The sequence below is a fragment of the Streptomyces sp. 3-6 genome, assembly GCF_056323165.1.
In genome coordinates this window covers 51111-72283 of record NZ_JBWHZP010000020.1, presented here as the reverse complement: position 1 = coordinate 72283, position 21173 = coordinate 51111, and the positions used below count along the sequence as shown (strand labels likewise).

Sequence of the window (21173 nt, the reverse complement as noted above, 5' to 3'; positions counted from 1 at the left end):
TAAATCGCGGGTCACACGTGAGCGGTGATACCTGTCACATGATGCCATTCTGTACGGCACGCGGTGCCGCCGGCGAGGGGCCCCACCGGGCTGGGGTTGACCCGGTGAGGCCCGCTGTACAACCCGGAGGCGGCGGTGGATCCCCGCCCTCCGGGGTGCCGGGGACTCGGCACCCACCCCAATGGGAACCGTTCACCCCGTCCGCGGGACCCCGGCCCGACGGGTTCCGATGGCTTCGGCCGTTCGGGCTCCGGTGTCTCGCGGAACTCTTTGTTACCCGAAAGCCAGCCCCGCATCGCGTCAGGGGCCGGCGCGCGACTGCGGGAGAGCCTCGAAGGAGCCCGACCCTGCCGACCGTCCCGGCACTCTGACAGAAGAAGCCCGCGAGGGAGGGAGCGGTGCGGGAGGAGGGAGCGGTGCGGGAGGGGGAGCGGTACGGGGAAGGGAGGGCACGGAAGCGTTCGGCGCCGCGGGGAGGGTGGGGCGCGGAAGCGTGTGCGGCAGCGGCAGGGGCAGGGGTAGGGGTAGGGGCGGGCAGGGGCGGTGGAGGGTGTACGCGCCGGATGGTGCTGGGGCGGGGCGGTGTCGGCGGGACGTCGTGGCGCCGGCCGGTCGGTACTTCCTCGGGTGTGGATGCTGCCGGGCTCGGGTGGCGCCGGGGACGGTGCCGGTGACTCCCGGCGGGACGGCGGGACGGCGGCTCGGCAGGACGGCAGGACAGCGGGACGGCGGGACGGCGGGACGGCGGCTCGGCAGGACGGCAGGACAGCGGGACGGCGGGACGGCGGGACTTCTGTACGGGGCGGTCACCCCGGTTCTCCGGTCACTCGACGAGTCCTCACGCCGTGGCGGACACGCGCTACCACCCCGCCACCTCGGCCCCGGTCGACAGCCGGGCACGCTCTCTTCCGTCCGGACCCGCCCTCGGCCGACGCTCGTGCTTCCCGGTCCGGTCCCCTCATCCGTCGGGCTGCCTCCCAGGTCCGGCCCCGTTCCCCGTCCGACGCCGTTCCCCGTCCGGGTCCGCGCCCGGTTCGGATCCGCGTCCGGTCCGGTTCCGCGAGTGGTCCTACGCAGTCCGCCGTGGGGGAGGAACCCGGTTCCTGGGCGACGTCGTCCCGGCGCACCCGAGGACGACTCCGCCCGGCCGGGTCACCGCACGGACTCCGGTCACGGAGAACCCACCGCGTCCGGTATCGGGAGGGGCCGCTTCTCGATGGCCGCGGCCATCACGTCGGGGAAGAGGTCCGGGGTGCAGGCGAAGGCGGGCGTGCCCAGGGCGGCCAGGGCCGCCGCGTGCTCCCGGTCGTAGGCGGGCGCCCCCTCGTCGGAGAGCGCGAGCAGCGTCACGAACTGCACCCCCGACGCCTTCATCGCCGCCACCCGCTTGAGCATCTCGTCACGGATCCCGCCCTCGTAGAGGTCGCTGATCAGCACCACCACCGTCTCCGCCGGCCGTGTGATCCGCGACTGGCAGTACGCCAGGGCCCGGTTGATGTCCGTACCGCCGCCCAACCGGGTACCGAACAGCACGTCGACGGGGTCGTCGAGTCGGTCGGTGAGGTCGACGACCGCCGTGTCGAAGACGATCAGTCGGGTGTGAACCGCCCGCATCGAGGCCAGGACCGCGCCGAACACCGATGCGTGGACGACCGAGGCCGCCATGGACCCCGACTGGTCGACGCACAGGATGATCTCCTTGCGCGCCGACTGGGCGGCCCGGCCGTGGCCGACGAGGCGGTCGGGGACCACCGTGCCGTGTTCCGGCAGGTAGTGCCTGAGGTTCGCGGCGATGGTGCGGTTCCAGTCGATGTCGCGGTGGCGCGGCCGGCGTGTGCGGGCACTGCGGTCGAGCGCACCGGTCACCGTGGCCCGCGTCCGGGTCGCGAGGCGTTGCTCCAGTTCGGCGACGACCTTGCGGACCACCGCCCGGGCCGTCTCCCGCGTGGTGTCCGGCATGGCCTTCTCCAGCGACAGCAGGGTGCCGACGAGATGCACGTCCGCCTCCACCGCCTCCAACATCTCCGGTTCCAGCAGAAGGGAGGCGAGGCCCAGCCGGTCCATGGCGTCACGCTGCATGACCTGGACGACGGGGGTCGGGAAGTAGGAACGGATGTCGCCCAGCCAGCGCGCCACCGACGGTGCCGACGCGCCGAGCCCCGCCGCCCGGTCGTGGCCCACCCGCGGTGCCTCGCCCGTGCCGTACAGGGCGGCGAGCGCACCGTCCATGGCGCTGTCCTGGCCGGACAACGGATATCCGGTGCCGTCCGCGACGTGTCCGCCCAGCACCAGCCGCCACCTCCGCAGCCGCTCGTCCGCGGGGTCCTCGTGCGCTTCCATCGGGACTCTCCCTTCTGCCGGTCATCGCCGGTCCACCGTCCTGCGGTCCTGCGGGTTCCGTAGGTCATGCAGGTCCTACCGGTCCTGCCGGTCTCGCTGCGGGCCGCACGTCATGGCGTCACGCCCGCCGGCTCCGCGCGCGGGTCCTCGCCGCACGTGCCGCGCCCGACGCCCTCGCCGTCCGCGCCGCGCCCGCGTCCACCTCCTTCACCGTGCCTGCGTCCGCCCTCTTCACCGTGCCTGCGTCCACCCTCTTCGTCGCCCGGGCCGGGACTGCCGAGGAGCAGTCGGACGACCGGGAGCACGGCGTCGGCCCGTCCCCGGTCGAGGCCCGGTGTGCGCCCCGGAACAGCCGGTCCGGCCCCGGCAGCGGCCGAGCGGGCGGATGCTCCCGGACCGCGTCGGGCGAGTTCGCCGAGCGTGCGGCGTACTCCCGGCTCGTAGGCCGAGAACGTCCGTCTCAGCAGGGGCAGGACATCGGTGAACGCCTCCGCCGGCACGCCGGTCAGCCAGCTGTCGACGAGGGTGCGCAACCCTTCGTCATGGACGAGGAGCATGCCGCCGCCGGAGCCGCCGCCCAGGAAGCCCTCGATCCACCCGGCGGCACCGGTCGGAGGTGTGCCCGGGGACAACACGAGGCCCATCAGCCGTGCCGCCTCGCCGGACTCCAGGGCACCGCCGTCCAGCAGCAGACGAACCGCCCGCCCGCGGAGGAGGCCGGGCACGGCGTCCCTCCCCGAGAGTGTCCGCAGCACCGCCTGCCAGCGTCCGCGCAGGTCGCCGTGGCCCGGCGCGGCCCCTTCCCCGAGCAGGCCGAGCGCGCTCTGCACCGCTTCCAGATGGCCCCGCATCTCCTCGGCGGCGTCGGCGTCCAGGGCGTTGCAGGCCGGGGGCAGGCCGACGAAGACGCGCTCGGCGAGCCCCGCGGCGACCCCGGCCAGCGCCGCCGTGTCCGTGCCGCGGACGTCCCCGTAGCGCAGAGCGCGCACCAGCGCGGGCAGCGCCTGGGCGAGGTGGCCGACGTCCGTGTCGAGTGCGGCCCGGTCGGTCAGGACCCGCATCACCGTGGGCAACGCGTCGGGCAGTCCGGCGAGGAGGCACTGCTCGGCGAGACGGGTCACCTCGGCCAGCCCACGCGTGGCGACCGCGTCGGCCTCGGCCTTGGCACTCGCGGCGGCGAGCACGGTCGTCCCCCACATCCCGGCCTCGGCGACGCGCACGGACAGCTCGGGCTCCCAGCGCAGCCGCCAGCTCTCGCGGAAGGTGCCCGTGCTCCCGCGCGAGGCCGTCGGTTCGCCCCACCCGACACCGAGCAGCCGCAGCCGGTGCAGCATCCTGCTGCGGCCCGCGTCGGTGTCCTTGCGCAGATCGAGTTCCAGCTCGCGGACGGCCGCCTCGGGTTTCAGCCGCAGCCGTCGCTGGCTCCGGGTGAGGTCGCGTTGCAGCGGCACGGCGGGGGCCGCGGGCGGGACCGCGCCCAGCACGTCCCCGACGACCAGCCGGTCGTGCACCAGGGCCAGCGGTATGTCGGAGCCGTCGCACAGCACGGCCCGCACGGCGTCGGTGGTCTCGCTCAGGCCGGCCAGCGGCCGGCCGCGCATCGCCGCCAGGGCCCCAGCCAGCCGCGCGGCCTCGATGACGTGCGCGGTGGACACGATCCGGTCCTCGGCCCTCAGCAGACCGGCCACTTTGGTCATCCAGCGCTCAACCGGGCGGTCCTGGGCTGCGAACAGGTGTCCGTACCACCCCGGCGCATCGATGCCGGCCCCGTATCCGCTGCTCCGGGACAGCCTGCGGTGGGTCCACGGGATCCAGGTGAGGTCCACCTTCGTCCGGGGCAGCCCCTTCAGCAGGGCCCGGTCGGCGGCGACGGTGGTTCTCCGGCGCAGGGCGGGCACGTGCCATGCCCCGCACACCACGGCCACGTCGTCCCCGGCCTCCCGCCGGGCCGCCCGGATGCTCAGCCGCATGTGTGCCTCGCGCAGGAGGTCCCGGTCGTGTCCGCCGCTGCCGTGGGTCTCCCGCAGGGCCGTCATCGCCTCCTCGAGTGCGGTGAACGGCGCGAAGGGGTCCCCCTCGCTTCCGGTGCGGTGCCCGACGACGTCCTCCCACCACCGTTCGGCGTCGTCATACCCGGCGGCGCGGGCCAGCTCGCCCAGCGGATCGATACGTACTCGGTCCCCGGGGACCGTCTCTCCGTCCGGGCCGGGCCTGCTCCGCCCGGTCCCTCCGCCGCTGTCCCCGCCCGGGCCGGCGGCGTCCTCGCCGATCTCCCCGCCTCCCCCGTCCTCACGCTCCTCCGCGTCCACGTCCGCGTCCGCGTCGCTCCCGTCGTTCCTCTCGTTCTTCTCGTTCCAGTTCTTCGTGCTCTTCTCGCTCCTGTTCTTCCCGTTCCTGTCCTTCCCGTTCCTGTCCTTTCCGTTCTTGTTCCTCTCGGCCGCCTGGTCCTCGCTGCCGCCCCGGTCACCGGCCTCCTCCCGGCCGTCCGTACGGTCCTCCTCGTCGGCATCCCACGCCAGGGTGTGGGCGGCCGGCAGGTCGATGAAGCGGACGGGTACGCCGTGTTCCAGGGCCCACCGCAGAGCCACCCACTCCGGGGAGAACTCGGCCAGCGGCCAGAACACCGACCGCCCGGGCCCGTCCACGGCATGGGCCAGCAACGCGACCGGCGGGCGCATGTCCGGGTCAGCGGCCAGCGGGAGCAACGGGTCTGCCTCGGGCGGTCCCTCGATCAGGACGACGGCGGGCCGGGCCGCCTCCAAGGCCGCGCGCACCGCTCGCGCCGACCCCGGTCCGTGGTGCCGGACGCCCAGCAGCAAGGGTCCCGCTCCCGACCGGCCGAGGCCCTGCCCGTCGAGGCCCGGTCGGTCGAGACGCGGTCGCTTGAGGCCCTGTCGGCCGCCGCCCGTCATCCCGCCCCCCGACAGCCTGTCATCCCGCCGCCCATCGGTGTGTTCGCGCCCGACGGGGCGGCCGGGTGACGGCGTTCGGCGCGGGTGCCGCCGCTCATGCGCCGACCTCCCGGCATGCGCGGTAGAAGTCCTTCCAGCCGTCCCGTTCGCGGATCACGGTCTCCAGGTACTCCTGCCAGACGACCCGGTCGGCCGCCGGGTCGCGCACGACGGCGCCGAGCAGGCCCGCCGCCACGTCGCCGGCCCGCAGCACCCCGTCGCCGAAGTGGGCCGACAGGGCGAGCCCGTTGGTGACGACGGAGATGGCCTCCGCTGTGGACAGGGTGCCGCTGGGCGACTTGAGCTTCGTGCGGCCGTCGGTGGTGACCCCGTCGCGCAGTTCGCGGAAGACGGTGACGACCCGGCGGATCTCGTCGATGCCGTCGGGCATCAGCGGCAGGTCGAGGGAGCGTCCGATCTGGTCCACCCGCCGCGCGACGATGCCGACCTCCTCCTCGGGTGTGCCCGGGAGCGGCAGCACGACGGTGTTGAACCGCCTGCGCAAGGCACTGGACAGGTCGTTGACGCCGCGGTCGCGGTCGTTGGCGGTGGCGATGAGGTTGAAGCCGCGGACCGCCTGCACCTCCTCGCCCAGCTCCGGTATCGGCAACGTCTTCTCGGAGAGGATCGTGAGGAGACTGTCCTGCACATCGGCCGGGATGCGGGTCAGTTCCTCGACCCGGACGGTGGCGCCCCGCGTCATCGCGCGCATCACGGGGCCGGCCACGAGGGCGTCACGGCCGGGTCCGTGGGCGAGGAGCCGGGCGTAGTTCCAGCCGTAGCGGAGGGCTTCCTCCGGTGTGCCGGCGGTGCCCTGTACCAGCAGGGTCGAGTCGCCGCTGATCGCCGCGGCCAGGTGCTCCGACACCCAGGTCTTCGCCGTGCCGGGCACGCCGAGGAGCAGCAGCGCACGGTCCGTGGCGAGGGTGGTCACCGCGACCTCCACGATGCGCCGCGGACCCACGTACTTGGGGGTGATCACCATGCCGTCGGGCAGGGTGCCGCCGAGGAGGTAGGTGGCGACGGCCCACGGCGAGAGCCGCCAGTTCGCCGGCCGGGGGCGGTCGTCCTGGGCGGCCAGCGCGGCGAGTTCACCGGCGAAGGCGTCCTCCGCGTGGGGTCGCAGCACCGGCGTCGGCGGGTCCGGTGCCGAGGCGGGGTCACCGGATGCCGGGCCACTGCGTGTCGGGGCGGCGGGGAACGCGTCGGTGCGCGTGTGCGTTCCCAGGGGTGCGGCGCTGTTCCGGCGCGGGGCGCCGGACGTCGGTTCAACGGGTGTGGACATGGCTGAGTCGTCCCCCTCCAGCTCGGCCGGTTCGGATCTGTCACCACCGTGCACCACGCCACTGACAATCGCCCCGGCCTGTGGACAGTCCCGTGCACCACCTGTGGACAACCTCGCTTCTGGACCAAGCTCCCTATCAGGTCATGTTCCGCCCGGCCGGAGCCATGAGAACAGGTCCCGGCGACCGGACAGAACAACGGGGGGACAACCCAGCAGGGCGTCAGTCAGTGGCTGGGCCACGATCACCGGAACCTGAGTATCAGCATCAATGTCAGTGGTGGTGCGTACGGTCGGGTGCATGAGTCAGCAGGAGGTGAACCGCACCGCTAATCGGCGGGCTGCACTGGTTTCTGACCAGGCATCGGGGCCGATCGGCGGTGAACCGGACGCGTCCGGTGCATGGGCGGACACGGGGTGGTCGGACGACGGTGTGGTGTGGGGGCTGTACGGAGGGACGGAGCCCGGCGGCAGCGCGCAGCACCGGACGGCCGTCGACGTGGGGGCCGTCGCCGCGCCCGCGTACCGGTGCAGTTGCCCGAGCCGCAGTGAACCGTGCCGGCACGCGGCGGGTCTGCTGACGCTGTGGTCCGCGGGCGAGGGGGCGGTGCCGCGGGCGGATGCGCCGGGCTGGGCGGCGCGTTGGGCGGCGGACCGGCGCGGCCGGGAGAGTGGGCGGGGCACGGGTGCCACGGAGGGCGGAACTAGCGCGAAGGGCACGAGCGCCACGGACAGCGGGGGTGTCACCGAGGGCGGGAGCACCACGGAGGGCCGGGCTGTCGCGGCGGGGCCGGCCGATCCGGAGGCGGCGCGGCGCAGGGCTCAGCGGCGGGCGGAGCGCGTCACGGCGGGGGTCACGGAGCTGGAGCAGCGGCTGGCGGACCTGGTGCGCGGTGGTCTGGCCGCCGTCGAACAGGCAGGGTCCGGCCTGTGGGAGGAGACGGCGGCCCGCATGGTCGACGCCCAGGCACCGGGACTGGCCGCCCGGGTGCGGGAGCTGGCGGCGATACCGGGTGCCGGGCCGCAGTGGCCGGTGCGGCTGCTGGAGGAGTGCGCGCTGCTCCACCTCCTCGTCCGGGGCTGGCTTCGGCGGGAACTGTTGCCCGACGGCCTCGCGGCGACGGTCCGCTCCCGCGTGGGCCTGCCCACGTCGGCGGACGGGCCGGGGATGCGCGACCGCTGGCTGGTGCTCGCCCGGTACGACACGGCGGACGCCCGCCTGACGACGCGTCGGATCTGGGTCCACGGCATCGCGTCGGGCCGCACGGCCCTGCTCCTCTCCTACGGTGCGGCCGGCCGGGCGCCGGAACTGTCGCTTCCGGTGGGGCCGGCCCTGGACGCGGAGCTGGCCCCCTATCCGGGCGCGGGTCAGCTGCGGGCCGCGCTGCGCGAGCGGTTCGGGTCCCCCGAACCGACGACTGCACGGCCCCCGGGCGTCACCACGGCCGGGGCGGCCCGTCGGTACGGCGATGCGCTGCGGGACGACCCGTGGCTGGACGGGGTGCCGGTGGCCCTGGACCGGGTGGTTCCGGTCCCGGACGGCACCGGCTGGCAGCTCGCGGACGCCGACGCCGACACCGCCCTGCCGCTCACCCCTGCGGCATGCTCCCGCTCCGGGCTGTGGCGGCTGGTGTCCTTGGCAGGCGGGACGCCGGTGCGGGTCTTCGGGGAGTACGGCCACCAGGGATTCACTCCTTTGGCGGCATGGCCGGAGGGGCCCGGTGAGGTGGTCCCGTTGTGCTGACCCCGCCCTTTTCCGGCATGCACTCCCGGCCCATGCGCCTCAGGCATGGCACGCGCCACACGGGACACCCGGCACCCGTGAGTCTTCGACCGCTCCGGGACATCCGACGGAAGGGAAGCTCATGAGCAGGATCGCCGCCGCCGCGGACCCGGCCGGCCGCCCGACCGGTGCCCCGGCCGGGTCCCCCGCCCGGCTCTACGCCGACGAGGTTGGGGCGTCCGGGCCCGGTGGAGTGTCCTCGGCATCGCCCGCCGCTCCCGCCCCCGGGCCGGAAGCCTGGGACGCACTCGTCACCACCGCTCTCCTGGGGACCGACCGTCGCACGCCACCGGGCGTCCCACCCGGGCCGGCGGCACCGGCGGCCCTGCTCGACGCGGCAGCCGAGGCCACCCTGGGGCGGCGTGCCGGTCTGCTGCCCGTCAGGGCGGCCGAGCGGCCCTGGCCCGCGCCGCCGGACCCCCGGCCCGTACTGCCCCCGGCGGCCACCCGGCGCCTCGAAACGCTCCTGTCCGACCGTCCAAGCCCTTCCGGGGGCCGCCGCGGGGCCGCACCCGACCTGCGGGAACTCCTTCCCCAGTGGCTCGCCGCCGCGAACGACCGGGGCTTCGCGGCACCGCCCGCCCTCCTCCCCGCCCTGCTGGACGCCGCACGGGGACGGACGGACCTGCGCCCGGCGGCGCTGCGTTTCGCCGGCCCCCGTGCGCTGTGGCTGGCACGGCTCAACCCCGACTGGCGTTTCGCCCTGCGCGCGACACCGGGCGGAGCACTCGCCCGGTCGGGCCCCGAAGGTCCTGCGGGGTACCAACGGTTGTGGCAGGAGGGCTTGTTCGCGGAACGCGTCGCACTGCTCGCCACGCTGCGCTCCCGGCGGCCGGCCGCCGCTAGGGCCCTGCTGGCCGGAACCTGGAGCACGGAACGGGCGGAGGACCGCCTGATGTTCCTGGACTCGCTGCGCACCGGGCTCGGACCCGACGACGAAGAGTTCCTCGAACAGGCTCTCGGCGACCGCAGCCGCAACGTCCGGGCGACGGCGGCCGACCTGCTGTCGGCCCTGCCGGGGTCGGCGTTCGCGGGCCGGATGGCCGTGCGGGCGGCGGCCTGCGTGGCCATGGACCACACCCGGGACACGCCGACGATCGTCGTGGAGGCGCCCCACGCGTGCGACGCGGGCATGGAACGCGACGGCATCACTGCCAAGGCACCCGCCGGGCGGGGCGAACGGTCCTGGTGGCTCGGCCGGTTGGTGGAGTCGGCACCGCTCGCCACCTGGCCGCACCGGCTCGGCGGGCGGACCCCGCGGGAGATCGTGCAGCTGCCGGTGGCCGACGACTGGCAGGGGGAACTGCACGCGGCCTGGTGCCGTGCAGCGGTACGGCAGCGGGACCCCGACTGGTCACGGGCCCTGCTGGGCGACCCCTCGGCACCGGAGGCAGGCGGCCCGGGGGCGGTGTCGCTGGCCGAGCGCGCCCGGCTGCTCGCCGCCTTGCCCCCGGACGAACGGGCCGCGTGGGTGGCCGGGTTCATCGAGACCCACGGCCTGTCGGAGGCGTTCCAGCTGCTCGGGGTCTGCGCGGTCCCGTGGCACGAGCCGCTGGGGCGTGCGGTGGTCGACGCACTCGACATCGCCCGGGACGCGGGAAGCTACCCCTGGAGCTTCAGCGGGGTCATGGGGTTGGCCGAACGCTGCCTCGACCCCGGCGAAGCCGACCGGCTCGACGCGCTGCCGGCGATGCCGGACGAGTCCGAGGACGCTTCCCCGGGAGCCGGTGGTTACTGGACGGAGGCGTTCCAGCGGCTGGTCACCACGCTGCGCCTGCGGGCGGCGATGCTGCGGGAGCTGGGTCCGCCGCGGCCTGCCCCACCCGCGCCGGCCTCGCAGACGGGCGGCGCGCCGTGAACCGGCCACGGGGCGCACAAGCCGACGGGCCGCACGCCGAAGCCGCCCGCCGAGCACCGCTTCCGCCGGGGACGCCCGGCAGGACGCCCCCACCCGGCTCGGGAGGGCGCGGAGGGCCGGAGGAAGGGACCTCCGCGGACGACGTCGCCGGTGCCCCGACCGGCTCCGGGACCGTTCATCCGGTCCGGGGGCTACGCCTCGGCGGGCTGCCGTGCGTGCGCGCGCACCCAGTCCACGATGGATGCCGTCGTCGCGCCCGGGGTGAAGATCTCCGCGACGCCCTTCTCCTTCAGCGGGGCGATGTCCGCCTCAGGGATGATGCCGCCGCCGAACACCAGGATGTCCGCCGCGTCGCGCTCCCGGAGCCGCTCGATCACGGCGGCGAAGAGCGTGTTGTGCGCACCGGAGAGGATCGACAGCCCGATGGCGTCGGCGTCCTCCTGGATCGCGGTGTCGACGATCTGCTCGGGGGTCTGGTGGAGCCCGGTGTAGATGACCTCCATACCGGCGTCCCGCAGCGCCCGCGCGATCACCTTGGCCCCGCGATCGTGGCCGTCGAGCCCCGGCTTGGCCACCACCACGCGGATCGGACCGGCTGCCACACCCATCACTGCCTCCATGAACCGACTACATCCATCCGTACCGACAAGTACCGCACACATCCGCCATGCCGTACACCTCACGCACGTCGCGCTGATCGCACCGGTCGCGTGTGCCGCACGTGCCTCCGCCCGCTGCGCCGGGCGCACGACCGGGACACGGACGCCCCGGCCGAGCCCGGCCGGGGAGTGAACGAACGTTATCGCCAGCATCCCGCAACCGGCCGTTTCACGGTGCGGAGCGAGGGGGAAATCACACACAGGGACACGTTCACCGCGCAGCGTTCCCGAGCCGCCGGCTCCGGACTCCACGTGCTCGTGCGACACGCGGGCATCAGTGGGAACATGCGCATAAGGGATCCGCGACGAGGTCGCCGCCGTATCGCGACCGTCCGACGCGACGCGTGCGCGCTGCGTCGGCCCTGGTCGTCGCGTCTCCCCATGAGGGCACACGGGGGACACGGCTGTCCTTCCGCGTGCCGACAGGAGGTCGGCCCATGAAGGTCACCCAGGCAGCTCTCCCTCTGCTTCCGCTGTGCCGGCGTCTTCTGCCGACCCGGCTCGCGGATCTCTCCCTGGCCCTGTTGAAAGCCACCGCCCTGGAGCTCGCGATCCTCGCGGGCCACCTCCTCCTGTATCCCGCCGGCATCGTGCAGGAGCGCCGGGACGCACGCCCCGCCCTGCCGGCCCCCGAGGGCACCGCACAGCTGCCGGTCGAAGCCAAGCCGCCGGTCGTCCTGCTGCACGGGTTCATCGACAACCGCTCGGTGTTCCTCCTGCTGCGGCGCAGTCTCGCCCAGCACGGCAGGCAGCAGATCGAGTCGCTCAACTACTCCCCGCTCACGTGCGACATCCGCACCGCCGCCGAACTGCTGGGCCGCCACATAGAGGAGGTGTGCGAGCGCACCGGCAGCGACCGGGTCGACGTGGTCGGGCACAGCCTCGGCGGTCTCATCGCCCGGTACTACGTGCAACGGCTGGGGGGCGACACCCGGGTGCGCACCCTGGTCACGCTCGGCACCCCGCACTCCGGCACGCGTGTCGCCCCGCTCGCCAACGCGCACCCCATCGTGCGCCAGATGCGTCCCGGCTCGGAGGTGCTCGAGGAACTCACCCGGCCCGCGCCGGGCTGCCGCACCCGGTTCGTCGCCTTCTGGAGCGACCTGGACCACATCATGGACCCGCTGGAGACGGCCTGCATCGAGCACCCGGACCTGACGGTGGACAACGTGCGGGTGAGCGGCGTGGGACACCTCGCCCTGCCCGTGCACCCGGCCGTGGCGACCGGCATCCGGGAGGCCCTGGACACCGCGCAGCCGGGAGAACCGACGGCGGGCCGGGCCGGCAGCACGACGGTGGCCTGACGTCGGCTTCGGCTTCCCCTCTGCTTTTTTAGGTCTCGTGCTGCTTCGTTCGCTCCCGCGCTGTTCCGGCTGCTCCGACGGCGGGCCGAGGCCGACCGGTACAGGACCGCACACAGCACCTCACACGGGACCGCGTCGCACCGGAGTGCACCGGAGTGCATCGGAGTCGCACCGGCACAGGACCGCACGGGGATGGCACAGGGATGGCACCGAACCGGGGGCGGGCCGGTGCCGAACCGGGGGCGGACCGGTGCCGAACCGGGGTCGGACCGGTGCCGAACTGGGTCGGACCGGCGGCGTCGGACCGGCACAGGGCCCCACGTCGGACAGGGGCGGACAGGGACGGACCGGCCTCGACCCGGCGCGGGACCACACCCCGGTCGCGCCCCGGTCTCATGCCGGCCCCACCCGGACCTGACGCCGACCACTTGACGCTCCGCACCCCGGGCGCCCGACACGCCCGAGGCACATGCCACCCGGCGGTGGCATCCCGTCCGGCCCGGCGTTCGGACAACAACCGCCCCGTAGGGCCGACTTGTCACCACCGACACCACCCTCGACTCGAACGTATTTCGAACGCAGAGCCAAGACCTCGTGTGGGCGCCGCCAAAACGCAACCGAATGCCCGTTTCCTGCGAGCCTGAAACCTGCGGAAGATTGTCGCGCCCGCATACCGCCGGGTACAGTCGCCGCACTGCTCTGGCAGCCACCGTTGTCGAGGCGAAAGAGAAGTTGGTGAACGACCGTCACCCGTCGGGGACCATCCCCCCGGCTCCGGCTTCCGACGCCACCTCGGTGCCCTACGCGCCGTACGGCACGCAGGAGGGCCAGTACGGCGACTTCACCACGTACGGCGGCTACGACGCCACCGGTTTTGCCTCCGCACCCCCTGCCACCGGCACTTTCGCCACCGATCCGCTCTTCGGTGACCTGCCCGGTGCAGGTCCCGTGGCGGACGTCTACGACACGGGTCAGTGGACCGGCGAGGCCCAGGGCAACGGCTCCTACGACGCCTACGCGGCCCAGCACTACGCCGCCTACGACACGGGCCTCCACGACACGACCGGCTGGGCCACCGGCGGGCAGCAGACGGCCGTGATCCCGACGCAGGCCGACGCCCCCGACACCAGCGGCCAGTGGGACGCCTCCACCTGGCTGCAGCCCGACCCGGCCGGGTTCCCCTCCTCCGACGGGACCCAGCAGTGGGACTGGGGTACGCAGACCTTCGACTCCGGCGCCTACGACGCCACCCAGTGGAACTCCGACGGCACCCCGACCGGTGCGTCCGACCCCTACGGGACGCAGACCGATCCCTACGGGACGCAGACCGATCCCTACGGGACGCAGACCGATCCCTACGGGACGCAGGCCGAGAACCACGGGACACAGGCCGAGGGCTACGGGACACAGGCCGAGGGCTACGACGAGCAGGCCACTGCCCCCTACGAGCAGTCCGGCACCACGCGGTTCCCCGAGGACGAGCCGGACGGCGACTCCGGCACCACGTACCCGGAGGACGGTCCGGGCGACACCGGTGAACTGCCCGCCGTGAGCCTGCTGGACGACCAGGAGGAGGTCGCCCCGGCGCCGCTCCCCCGCACCGGCTCCCGGAGCGGCAACCGCTCCCGCCGCCGCACCCCCCCGAAGCGGTCCGCGCTGCTCACGGTCGCCGTGCCGTCGGTGTGCGTCATGGGAGTGGCCGGCGTCGCCGCGGCCTCGGTCGTCGATCTGAGCGGGGAGACGGGCGGCCAGGAGAAGAACACCACCGCGGCGGACGCCCAGCCGGTGCAACCGTCCGCCGCCAACATCAAGCTGGACACCCAGCTGAAGAGTCTCACCGCCGGGGCCGACGACTTCGCCGACCGGGCCAGTCGCACGCAGGAACGCATCGACCTCGAGGCCCAGCAGGAGGCCGACCGCAAGCGCGCCGCCCAGGAGGCCGCCCGCAAGGAGCGGCTGCGCCCCAAGTTCGCGCTCCCGGTGGCCCTGCACGGACTCAGCGCCTTCTACGGCCAGGCGGGCACCAACTGGATGTCGGTGCACACCGGCATCGACTTCCCCGTGCCGTACGGCTCGACCGTGATGGCCGCGACGGACGGCACCGTCCGCACGCAGTTCAACGTCAGTTACGGCAACATGATGATCGTGACGGCGAAGGACGGCACGGAGACCTGGTACTGCCACCTCTCCAGCTACAAGGTCGCCCCGGGCACGACCGTGAAGGCCGGCGACCCCATCGCGTTCTCCGGCAACTCGGGCAAGTCCACCGGCCCGCACCTGCACTTCGAGGTCCGGCCCGGCGGCGGCTCCACGATCGACCCGCTCGCCTGGCTGCGCAGCCACGGCCTCAACCCGTCGTGACGCACTGACCCACCGCTCGTCGCCCCTCCCGGCCCCGTGGACCCCGCCGCACCGGCGACGCCCACGGGCCGTTCCTCCGCCGGGACCCGCCTACAGCTTCTCCACCGGCGCGTACCGCAGCAGCAGCCGCTTGGGCTTGGTGTCACCGAAGTCGATGGTCGCCTCGGCGTTGGCGCCGGTGCCCTTGACTCCGACCACGGTGCCGAGCCCGAACTGGTCGTGCGTGACGCGGTCCCCGACGGCCAGCGACACCACCGGCTTCTCCGCCGTCCGCCGGGTGGCGAACCCGGACGCACCCGAGGCCGACGAACGCGACCGCGACGAGGACAGCGACGCCGCGATCCCCGACGCCGGACCGGAGGAGGCCGGTGCGCTCGACCCGGTGCGCTTCCACTCCAGGTGCGCGGCCGGGATCTCCTCCAGGAACCGCGAGGGCGGGTTGTAGGACGGCTGCCCCCACGCGCTGCGCAGGGTCGAGCGGGTGAGGTACAGCCGCTCCCGCGCACGCGTGATGCCGACGTAGGCCAGGCGCCGCTCCTCCTCCAGCTCCTTGGTCTCGCCGAGGGCGCGCATGTGCGGGAACACGCCGTCCTCCATGCCGGTGAGGAAGACCACCGGGAACTCCAGGCCCTTGGCGGTGTGCAGGGTCATCAGGGTGATGACGCCCGAGCCGTCCTCGTCCTCGTCGGGGATCTGGTCGGAGTCGGCGACCAGGGCGACCTGCTCCAGGAAGTCGGCCAGGGTTCCGGTCTCCCCCTCGGCGCGCTCCTGCTCGAACTCCAGGGCCACCGCGGCGAGTTCCTGGAGGTTCTCGATCCTGGTCTCGTCCTGCGGGTCGGTGGACGCCTGCAACTCCGCGAGGTAGCCGGTCCGTTCGAGGACCGCCTCCAGCACAGTGGCGGGGCCGGCGCCGGACTCGACGACCGTGCGCAGGTCCTCCATCAGCGTGTTGAACCGCTTCACGGCGTTCGAGGAGCGCGCGGCCATGCCGTACGCCTCGTCGACGCGCTTGAGCGCCTGCGGGAAGCTGATCTTCTCCCGCTGGGAGAGGGCGTCGATCATGGCCTCGGCACGGTCGCCGATGCCCCGCTTGGGCACGTTGAGGATGCGGCGCAGCGGCACCGAGTCCTCGGGGTTGGCGAGCACCCGCAGGTAGGCCAGGACGTCCCGGACCTCCTTGCGCTCGTAGAAGCGGACCCCGCCGACGACCTTGTAGGGCAGCCCGACGCGGATGAAGACCTCTTCGAAGACACGGGACTGGGCGTTGGTGCGGTAGAAGACCGCGACGTCGCCCGCCTTGGCCTCGCCGGCGTCCGTGAGCCGGTCTATCTCGTCGGCGACGAACTGCGCCTCGTCGTGCTCGGTGTCGGCGACGTACCCGGTGATCCGCGCGCCCGCGCCAGCGTTGGTCCACAGGTTCTTCGGGCGGCGGGACTCGTTGCGCTCGATGACCGCGTTGGCCGCGCTGAGGATGGTCTGCGTGGAGCGGTAGTTCTGCTCCAGCAGGATCGTCGTCGCGTCCGGGTAGTCCTCCTCGAACTGGAGGATGTTGCGGATCGTCGCGCCGCGGAAGGCGTAGATCGACTGGTCGGCGTCGCCCACCACGCACAGCTCGGCCGGGGGGACCTCGGCCTCGGGCGGCACGTCGACGGGGTGCTCCGAAGTGCCGACGAGTTCGCGGACCAGGGCGTACTGGGCGTGGTTGGTGTCCTGGTACTCGTCGACCAGGACGTGCCGGAAGCGGCGACGGTAGTGGTCGGCGACGTCCGGGAAGGCACGCAGCAGGTTGACCGTGGTCATGATCAGGTCGTCGAAGTCCAGCGCGTTCGCCTCGCGCAGCCGGGACTGGTAGAGCGCGTACGCCTGGGCGAGGGTCTTCTCGAAGCCGTCGGCGGCCTGGGCGGCGAAGTCCTCCTCGTCGATCAGCTCGTTCTTCAGGTTGCTGATCTTCGCGCTGAAGGACTTGGGCGGGTACCGCTTGGGGTCGAGGTCCAGGTCGCGGCAGACCAGCGCCATCAGACGCTTGGAGTCGGCGGCGTCGTAGATCGAGAACGACGAGGTGAAGCCCAGCTTCTTGCTCTCCCGGCGCAGGATGCGCACGCAGGCGCTGTGGAACGTCATGACCCACATTGCGTTCGCCCGGGGCCCGACGAGCTGCTCGACGCGCTCCTTCATCTCGCCCGCGGCCTTGTTGGTGAACGTGATCGCGAGGATCTGGCCCGGGTGGACGCCCCGCTCTCCGAGCAGGTGGGCGATGCGGTGGGTGAGCACCCGGGTCTTGCCGGAACCGGCACCGGCCACGATGAGCAGGGGCGAGCCGGAGTGCACCACGGCGGCGCGCTGGTTGTCGTTGAGCCCCTCCAGGAGGGCGGCGGAGTCCACCACCGGGCGGGGGGCGCCGTCCCGGTAGTAGGCGTCACGGTCCGGCGGCACGTCGAACTTCCCGCCGAACAGGTCGTCCGGAACCGACTCCGGTCCGTGCTCGTCCTCGGGCGGCGGCGGGGGCTCGTCCACGGGGCCGCGCTGGGCCTGGAGGTCCGTCAGGAAGCTGTCGTCAAAGAGGCTGCTCATCGCTCTCCGAGTCTAGGCCGCCCCACCGACAGCCCGGGGCCGCCCCGGGAACATCACGCCGTTCCGCCGCCCGCCCCGAGGCCCACCGTCCGCCCCCACGGTGCCCGGACATCCACGCACCCTGCAGTGTCGCGCGGTCACCAACGGTGACCACATCGATCAGGTCACGAAAATGTATCGGGCATATCACCCATCAACCTTCACAAGGGCCACATCAGTTGGCTACGGTGCGGGCGGGCCGCTCGTCCCCCGTCGGCGAACCTCGCCGGCTCGCGCGGCCCCCGCCGAGTCCGTCACTGTCCGTCAGGGCAGCCGGAGCCGGGGTTCCACCGAGACCATGGGTGAATCGGCCCACTCCCCCGCGGAGCGGCCGTAGGGCAACCCTTCCGAAGCACCCGCCCGAACCCTCCCCCAGTGCCGGCACGGCCTGGGCGGGGACCCCCGCCGTTCACCGGTGGGCGGAGTTCTGGAAGGAGTCGCCTCCCTTGGCGTCGCACCGCAAGTCGCGCACCCCGGGCACGCGCGTGGCAGGCATACGCACCCCTGCTCTGGCCACCGCGGCCCTCACCTCCGTGGCCCTGCTGTCCCAGACGGCCGACGCCGCTCCGGCCGACGACGGCAAGCCCAGCCTGGAAGAGGTCGAGAAGAAGGTCGGCGACCTCTACCGCCAGGCCGAGTCGGCGACCGAGAAGTACAACGCCGCCAAGGAGAAGACCGCCAAGCAGCGCGAACGCGTCGACACCCTCCTCGACGACGTGGCCCGGCGCACCCAGAAGCTGAACGACGCGCGGGAGCAACTGGGGTCCTACGCCGCCGCCCAGTACCGTACCGGCGCCGGCGTCCCCGACACCGCCACCTTCCTGCTCGCCGACTCGCCACAGGACTTCTTCGACCGCAGCCGGCACATGGACCGGATGACCGGCCGCCAGAAGCAGGCGGTCGACGACTACGTCACCGAGCAGTCCGAGACGATGAAGAAGCGCCAGGAGGCCACCGAGAGCCTGGCCACGCTCACCGAGTCGCAGAACGACCTGAAGACGGCCAAGGCCACCGTCCAGAAGAAGCTCGCCGACGCCCGCGAGCTGATGTCGAAGCTGACCGCCGAGGAGAAGGCCCGGCTGGCGGCGATCGAGAAGAAGAAGCAGGAGGAGGCTGCCCGCAAGGCCGCCGAACTCGCCGAGCAGCAGGCCGAGCGACAGCAGGCCCAGGAGGAAGCCCAGCCGGACAGCGGGGGCCAGGGGGCCTCCGGTTCCTCGGGCGCCTCGGGCTCCGCCACCGCCCCTCCGGCGTCGTCCGACTCCGGGTACGCCACCAAGGCCGAGAAGGCCCTCGCGTTCGCCCGCGCCCAGATCGGCAAGCCGTACGTCTGGGGTGCCACCGGCCCCGGCTCCTACGACTGCTCCGGCCTGACCCAGGCCGCGTGGAAGGCCGCCGGCGTGGTCCTCCCGCGCACCACCTACGACCAGGTCAAGGCCGGGACGACCGTCCCCCTGTCCCAGGCGCAGCCCGGTGACCTCGTCTTCTTCTACGACGACATCACCCATGTGGGCCTCTACATCGGCAACGGCAAGATGATCCACGCCCCGAAGCCCGGCACCTTCGTCCGCGAGGAGTCGGTGTTCTACGACGGCGAGTCGTCCATCCACAGCGTGGTGCGTCCCGCCTGACCCACGTGGCCTGACACCCGGCCTGACACACGTGGCCTGACGCACGTGGCCTGACACACCTGGCCTGACGAGCCCCGGGCCTCGGGCCGCCCAGGCCCGGTGCGCCACGGTCCGGTCCGCTACGGCCGGGCGGCGGGCGTTCCGTCACCCACGCGCGCCCCGGCGATCACCGCACGGTGTGCTCTTCTAGCATTCCGCCCATGCCCCGCGCCTCTGCCTCCCCTGTCCGCGCCTGGTGGGCGCAGCGTTCACCCGCGGCCGGAGCCGCCGTGATGGCCACCGGCATCGTGTCGGTCGCGTTGCGCCTGGCGGGCTATGAGGTCCTCTCGCGCGTCACCCTGGTGCTGGCCTGTGCCGCGTGGTTGGGGCTGGCGGCGGAGTTCGTCCTGCGACTGGTGCGGGAGCGCGAACGCTGGGTCGCCGAAGCGGCGACGCCGGGCGCGCTCACGGCCGTCGCCGCCACGACGGTGATCGGCACCGGGTTCGCCGCCCTGGACCTGCTCCGTCTCGCCGGTGCGATGCTGGCGCTGGCCACCGTGCTCTGGCCGGTGCTGCTCGTCCTGGTCGTCAGCCGCTGGCAGCCGCGCATGCCCGGAGCGGTCTTCCTGTGCTGTGTGGCCACGGAAGGACTCGCCCTCCTCGGCGCCACGCTCGCCGCCGCCGAGTCGGCGGCCTGGCTCGCGCGTGCGGCCATGGTGCTGTTCTGGTTCGGGCTGGTGCTCTACGCGCTCGCCCTGTTCCACTTCGACTGGCGGCAGGTGTTCGAGGGGGCGGGCGACCACTGGATCGCCGGGGGCGCACTCGCCATCTCCGGGCTCGCCGGCGCGCGACTGCTCACCGCCGACAGCCCGCAGCTGTACCTGTGGAACGAGGACGGCAGCGGCGTGCTGCGGTTCGCGACCGTGAGCCTGCTGGTCCTGGACCTCGCCTGGTACGTGGTGCTGCTCGTCGCCGAGATCGTGCGGCCCCGGCTGGGCTACGACACCCGGCGCTGGTCGACCGTGTTCCCCCTGGGCATGACGGCGGCGGCGACGCTGACCGCGTCCGCCGCCGTCGGCGCCCCGTGGCTGAAGCACCTGGGGCACGTGCTGGTGTGGGTGGCGGTGGCCGTGTGGCTGGTGGTCGCCGCCGGGGCCGTCGGCTCCGCGCGGTCGGCGTGGGCCTCGTCGCCCGCGCGGGAGGCGATCAGGTCCAGAGGACGGCGATGAAGATGTTCGCCGTGGTCAGCAGACCCACCAGGCCGAACAGGCCCTTGTCCACCTTCTCGTCGTCCCGCTTCACGTAGACCAGCCCCAGGATCACGATCAGCAGCGCGAGCTTGATACCGATCTTCATGTGGTTGACGGTGTGGTCCTGGGCCTCGTTGAGGCCGACCAGGATGACACCGGTCACCAGCATCGTCACCGCGCCGTGCAGCATCGCGGGACTGAAGCGGGCGGTGCCCTCGCCCATCGCCTTCATCTGGGTGAGGAAGCCGCCCAGGAGCGACGCGATGCCGATGATGTGCAGGCCGACAAAGAGGTGGATGAGTACGTCCATGAGGCCGGAGCCTAGCCAGACCGGTCACGGCTCCCTGCACCGGGCCGGTGCAGCAGGGCGGGGACGCGGCCCGGGGTCGCGGCCCCTGGTCGCACAGCGGGGGTCGCGGGGCGGGATCGCAGGGCTTGATCGCGGGGCCGGGGTCGCCGGGGGCGGAACCGCCAGGCGGGATCCGGTCGCGGTGCCGGAGCGATCGCGGTGCGGCGAGGCAGCCGGGGCGGCCGGGGCACAGAGCGGACCACATGGCCGGTCCCCCTCCGTCCTCTCCCCTCTGCCCCTGCCTCGTAGCAGCCGGGCCCGCGCGCGAGGGGCGTTGCCCGCATCGGTCAGTGGGCTCGGTGAAGGCGTCGGGGATGCGCAGGGATCGCGGTCACTCCGATCGTCCGCCGGTCCGTCGGCATCACTTCCGCGCAACAGAGGGGTGGTCCCGCCCGGCGGGCCTAACGTTCTTGCACCAGGTGACCGGCGCATCACCGCCACCCGTACCGGGGGCGGCGCCGGACACCACCGCCGAGAAGGTCCGGCGGCGGCCCGCTCCCCCTGTGCACACCGCCGCCGGACGCCCGGAACGGATCAGCTCCGCTTGCCTCGAACCGGCCCGCGTCCCCAGAACCGGCCCGCGAGGACCACAGAACCGGCCGCCCGCGTCCCGCGCGCCACCGGCTGCGGTCCTCGCGGGCCGGGTGCGGAGTCACGGGCGTGGAGCGCGGCAGCGGCAGCGGCAGCGGCAGCCAACGGGCGCGGCTGGGTGACGGAAACGGGCGCCCTCGGCGTTCCGGCCTCCCAAGCCGCCGCCGGACCGCCTGCGCGGAGTCGTACGGCGAGGGCGCGGACGGACGTGGCGTGTACCCGCTCGGA

General features: G+C 73.4%; 12 protein-coding genes. 6 read left to right on the top strand and 6 right to left on the bottom strand.

Translation table 11 applies throughout. The features are described 5' to 3' along the window. Positions 1–1170: 1170 nt before the first annotated feature. The 3 genes from AC02VZ_RS22560 to AC02VZ_RS22550 all read right to left on the bottom strand — a co-directional run bounded on the left by AC02VZ_RS22560 (position 1171) and on the right by AC02VZ_RS22550 (position 6576). On the bottom strand, positions 1171–2340 hold the full coding sequence (locus AC02VZ_RS22560; protein WP_476476243.1) for a VWA domain-containing protein: 1170 nt from the start codon (positions 2338–2340) through the stop codon (positions 1171–1173). Positions 2341–2450: 110 nt separating this feature from the next. Further along, positions 2451–5159 (bottom strand): DUF5682 family protein, encoded by a 2709-nt coding sequence (locus AC02VZ_RS22555; RefSeq protein WP_476476242.1) that lies wholly within the window; start codon positions 5157–5159, stop codon positions 2451–2453. A 187-nt stretch (positions 5160–5346) separates the two neighbouring features. Beyond that, a complete protein-coding gene (locus AC02VZ_RS22550) occupies positions 5347–6576 on the bottom strand; it encodes an ATP-binding protein (protein WP_476476241.1) in 1230 nt (409 codons plus the stop codon). A 298-nt stretch (positions 6577–6874) separates the two neighbouring features. Between AC02VZ_RS22550 and AC02VZ_RS22545 the strand changes: the two genes are divergently transcribed. Both AC02VZ_RS22545 and AC02VZ_RS22540 read left to right on the top strand, forming a co-directional pair. Next, the gene (locus AC02VZ_RS22545) at positions 6875–8317 is read left to right on the top strand and encodes an SWIM zinc finger family protein (protein ID WP_476476240.1); all 1443 of its coding nucleotides are present in this window, start codon (positions 6875–6877) and stop codon (positions 8315–8317) included. A 130-nt stretch (positions 8318–8447) separates the two neighbouring features. Beyond that, complete coding sequence (locus tag AC02VZ_RS22540; RefSeq protein WP_476476248.1) at positions 8448–10214, top strand: DUF5691 domain-containing protein; 1767 nt, start codon at positions 8448–8450, stop codon at positions 10212–10214. Positions 10215–10405: 191 nt separating this feature from the next. Here the strand turns inward: AC02VZ_RS22540 and AC02VZ_RS22535 are convergent, their stop codons facing one another. After that, a complete protein-coding gene (locus AC02VZ_RS22535; protein WP_432055075.1) occupies positions 10406–10822 on the bottom strand; it encodes a cobalamin B12-binding domain-containing protein in 417 nt (138 codons plus the stop codon). Between the two features lie 488 nt (positions 10823–11310). On the opposite strand from AC02VZ_RS22535, the gene AC02VZ_RS22530 reads away from it, so the two are divergent. Further along, complete coding sequence (locus AC02VZ_RS22530; protein ID WP_432055067.1) at positions 11311–12177, top strand: esterase/lipase family protein; 867 nt, start codon at positions 11311–11313, stop codon at positions 12175–12177. 735 nt (positions 12178–12912) lie between these two features. After that, positions 12913–14538: a peptidoglycan DD-metalloendopeptidase family protein gene (locus AC02VZ_RS22525; RefSeq protein WP_432055066.1), complete on the top strand. Its 1626-nt coding sequence runs from the start codon at positions 12913–12915 to the stop codon at positions 14536–14538. 90 nt (positions 14539–14628) lie between these two features. On the opposite strand, the gene pcrA is transcribed toward AC02VZ_RS22525, so the two are convergent. After that, complete coding sequence (gene pcrA, locus AC02VZ_RS22520) at positions 14629–17109, bottom strand: DNA helicase PcrA (protein WP_476476239.1); 2481 nt, start codon at positions 17107–17109, stop codon at positions 14629–14631. Positions 17110–17594: 485 nt separating this feature from the next. On the opposite strand from pcrA, the gene AC02VZ_RS22515 reads away from it, so the two are divergent. Continuing rightward, the gene (locus AC02VZ_RS22515; protein ID WP_476476238.1) at positions 17595–18776 is read left to right on the top strand and encodes a C40 family peptidase; all 1182 of its coding nucleotides are present in this window, start codon (positions 17595–17597) and stop codon (positions 18774–18776) included. A 200-nt stretch (positions 18777–18976) separates the two neighbouring features. Continuing rightward, complete coding sequence (locus tag AC02VZ_RS22510; protein ID WP_476476237.1) at positions 18977–19984, top strand: tellurite resistance/C4-dicarboxylate transporter family protein; 1008 nt, start codon at positions 18977–18979, stop codon at positions 19982–19984. Here the strand turns inward: AC02VZ_RS22510 and AC02VZ_RS22505 are convergent. Beyond that, a complete protein-coding gene (locus AC02VZ_RS22505; RefSeq protein WP_432055062.1) occupies positions 19962–20315 on the bottom strand; it encodes a hypothetical protein in 354 nt (117 codons plus the stop codon). The two genes, AC02VZ_RS22510 and AC02VZ_RS22505, sit on opposite strands and share 23 nt — an antisense overlap. Between the last annotated feature and the right edge of the window lie 858 nt (positions 20316–21173).

What these genes read in the sequence shown, in the direction of transcription:
- AC02VZ_RS22550 (WP_476476241.1), bottom strand. Translation starts at nt 6,576, where the DNA reads ATGTCCACACCCGTTGAACCGACGTCCGGCGCCCCGCGCCGGAACAGC.
- pcrA (WP_476476239.1), bottom strand. Translation starts at nt 17,109, where the DNA reads ATGAGCAGCCTCTTTGACGACAGCTTCCTGACGGACCTCCAGGCCCAG.
- AC02VZ_RS22560 (WP_476476243.1), bottom strand. Translation starts at nt 2,340, where the DNA reads ATGGAAGCGCACGAGGACCCCGCGGACGAGCGGCTGCGGAGGTGGCGG.
- AC02VZ_RS22510 (WP_476476237.1), top strand. Translation starts at nt 18,977, where the DNA reads ATGCCCCGCGCCTCTGCCTCCCCTGTCCGCGCCTGGTGGGCGCAGCGT.
- AC02VZ_RS22545 (WP_476476240.1), top strand. Translation starts at nt 6,875, where the DNA reads ATGAGTCAGCAGGAGGTGAACCGCACCGCTAATCGGCGGGCTGCACTG.
- AC02VZ_RS22535 (WP_432055075.1), bottom strand. Translation starts at nt 10,822, where the DNA reads ATGGGTGTGGCAGCCGGTCCGATCCGCGTGGTGGTGGCCAAGCCGGGG.
- AC02VZ_RS22505 (WP_432055062.1), bottom strand. Translation starts at nt 20,315, where the DNA reads ATGGACGTACTCATCCACCTCTTTGTCGGCCTGCACATCATCGGCATC.
- AC02VZ_RS22530 (WP_432055067.1), top strand. Translation starts at nt 11,311, where the DNA reads ATGAAGGTCACCCAGGCAGCTCTCCCTCTGCTTCCGCTGTGCCGGCGT.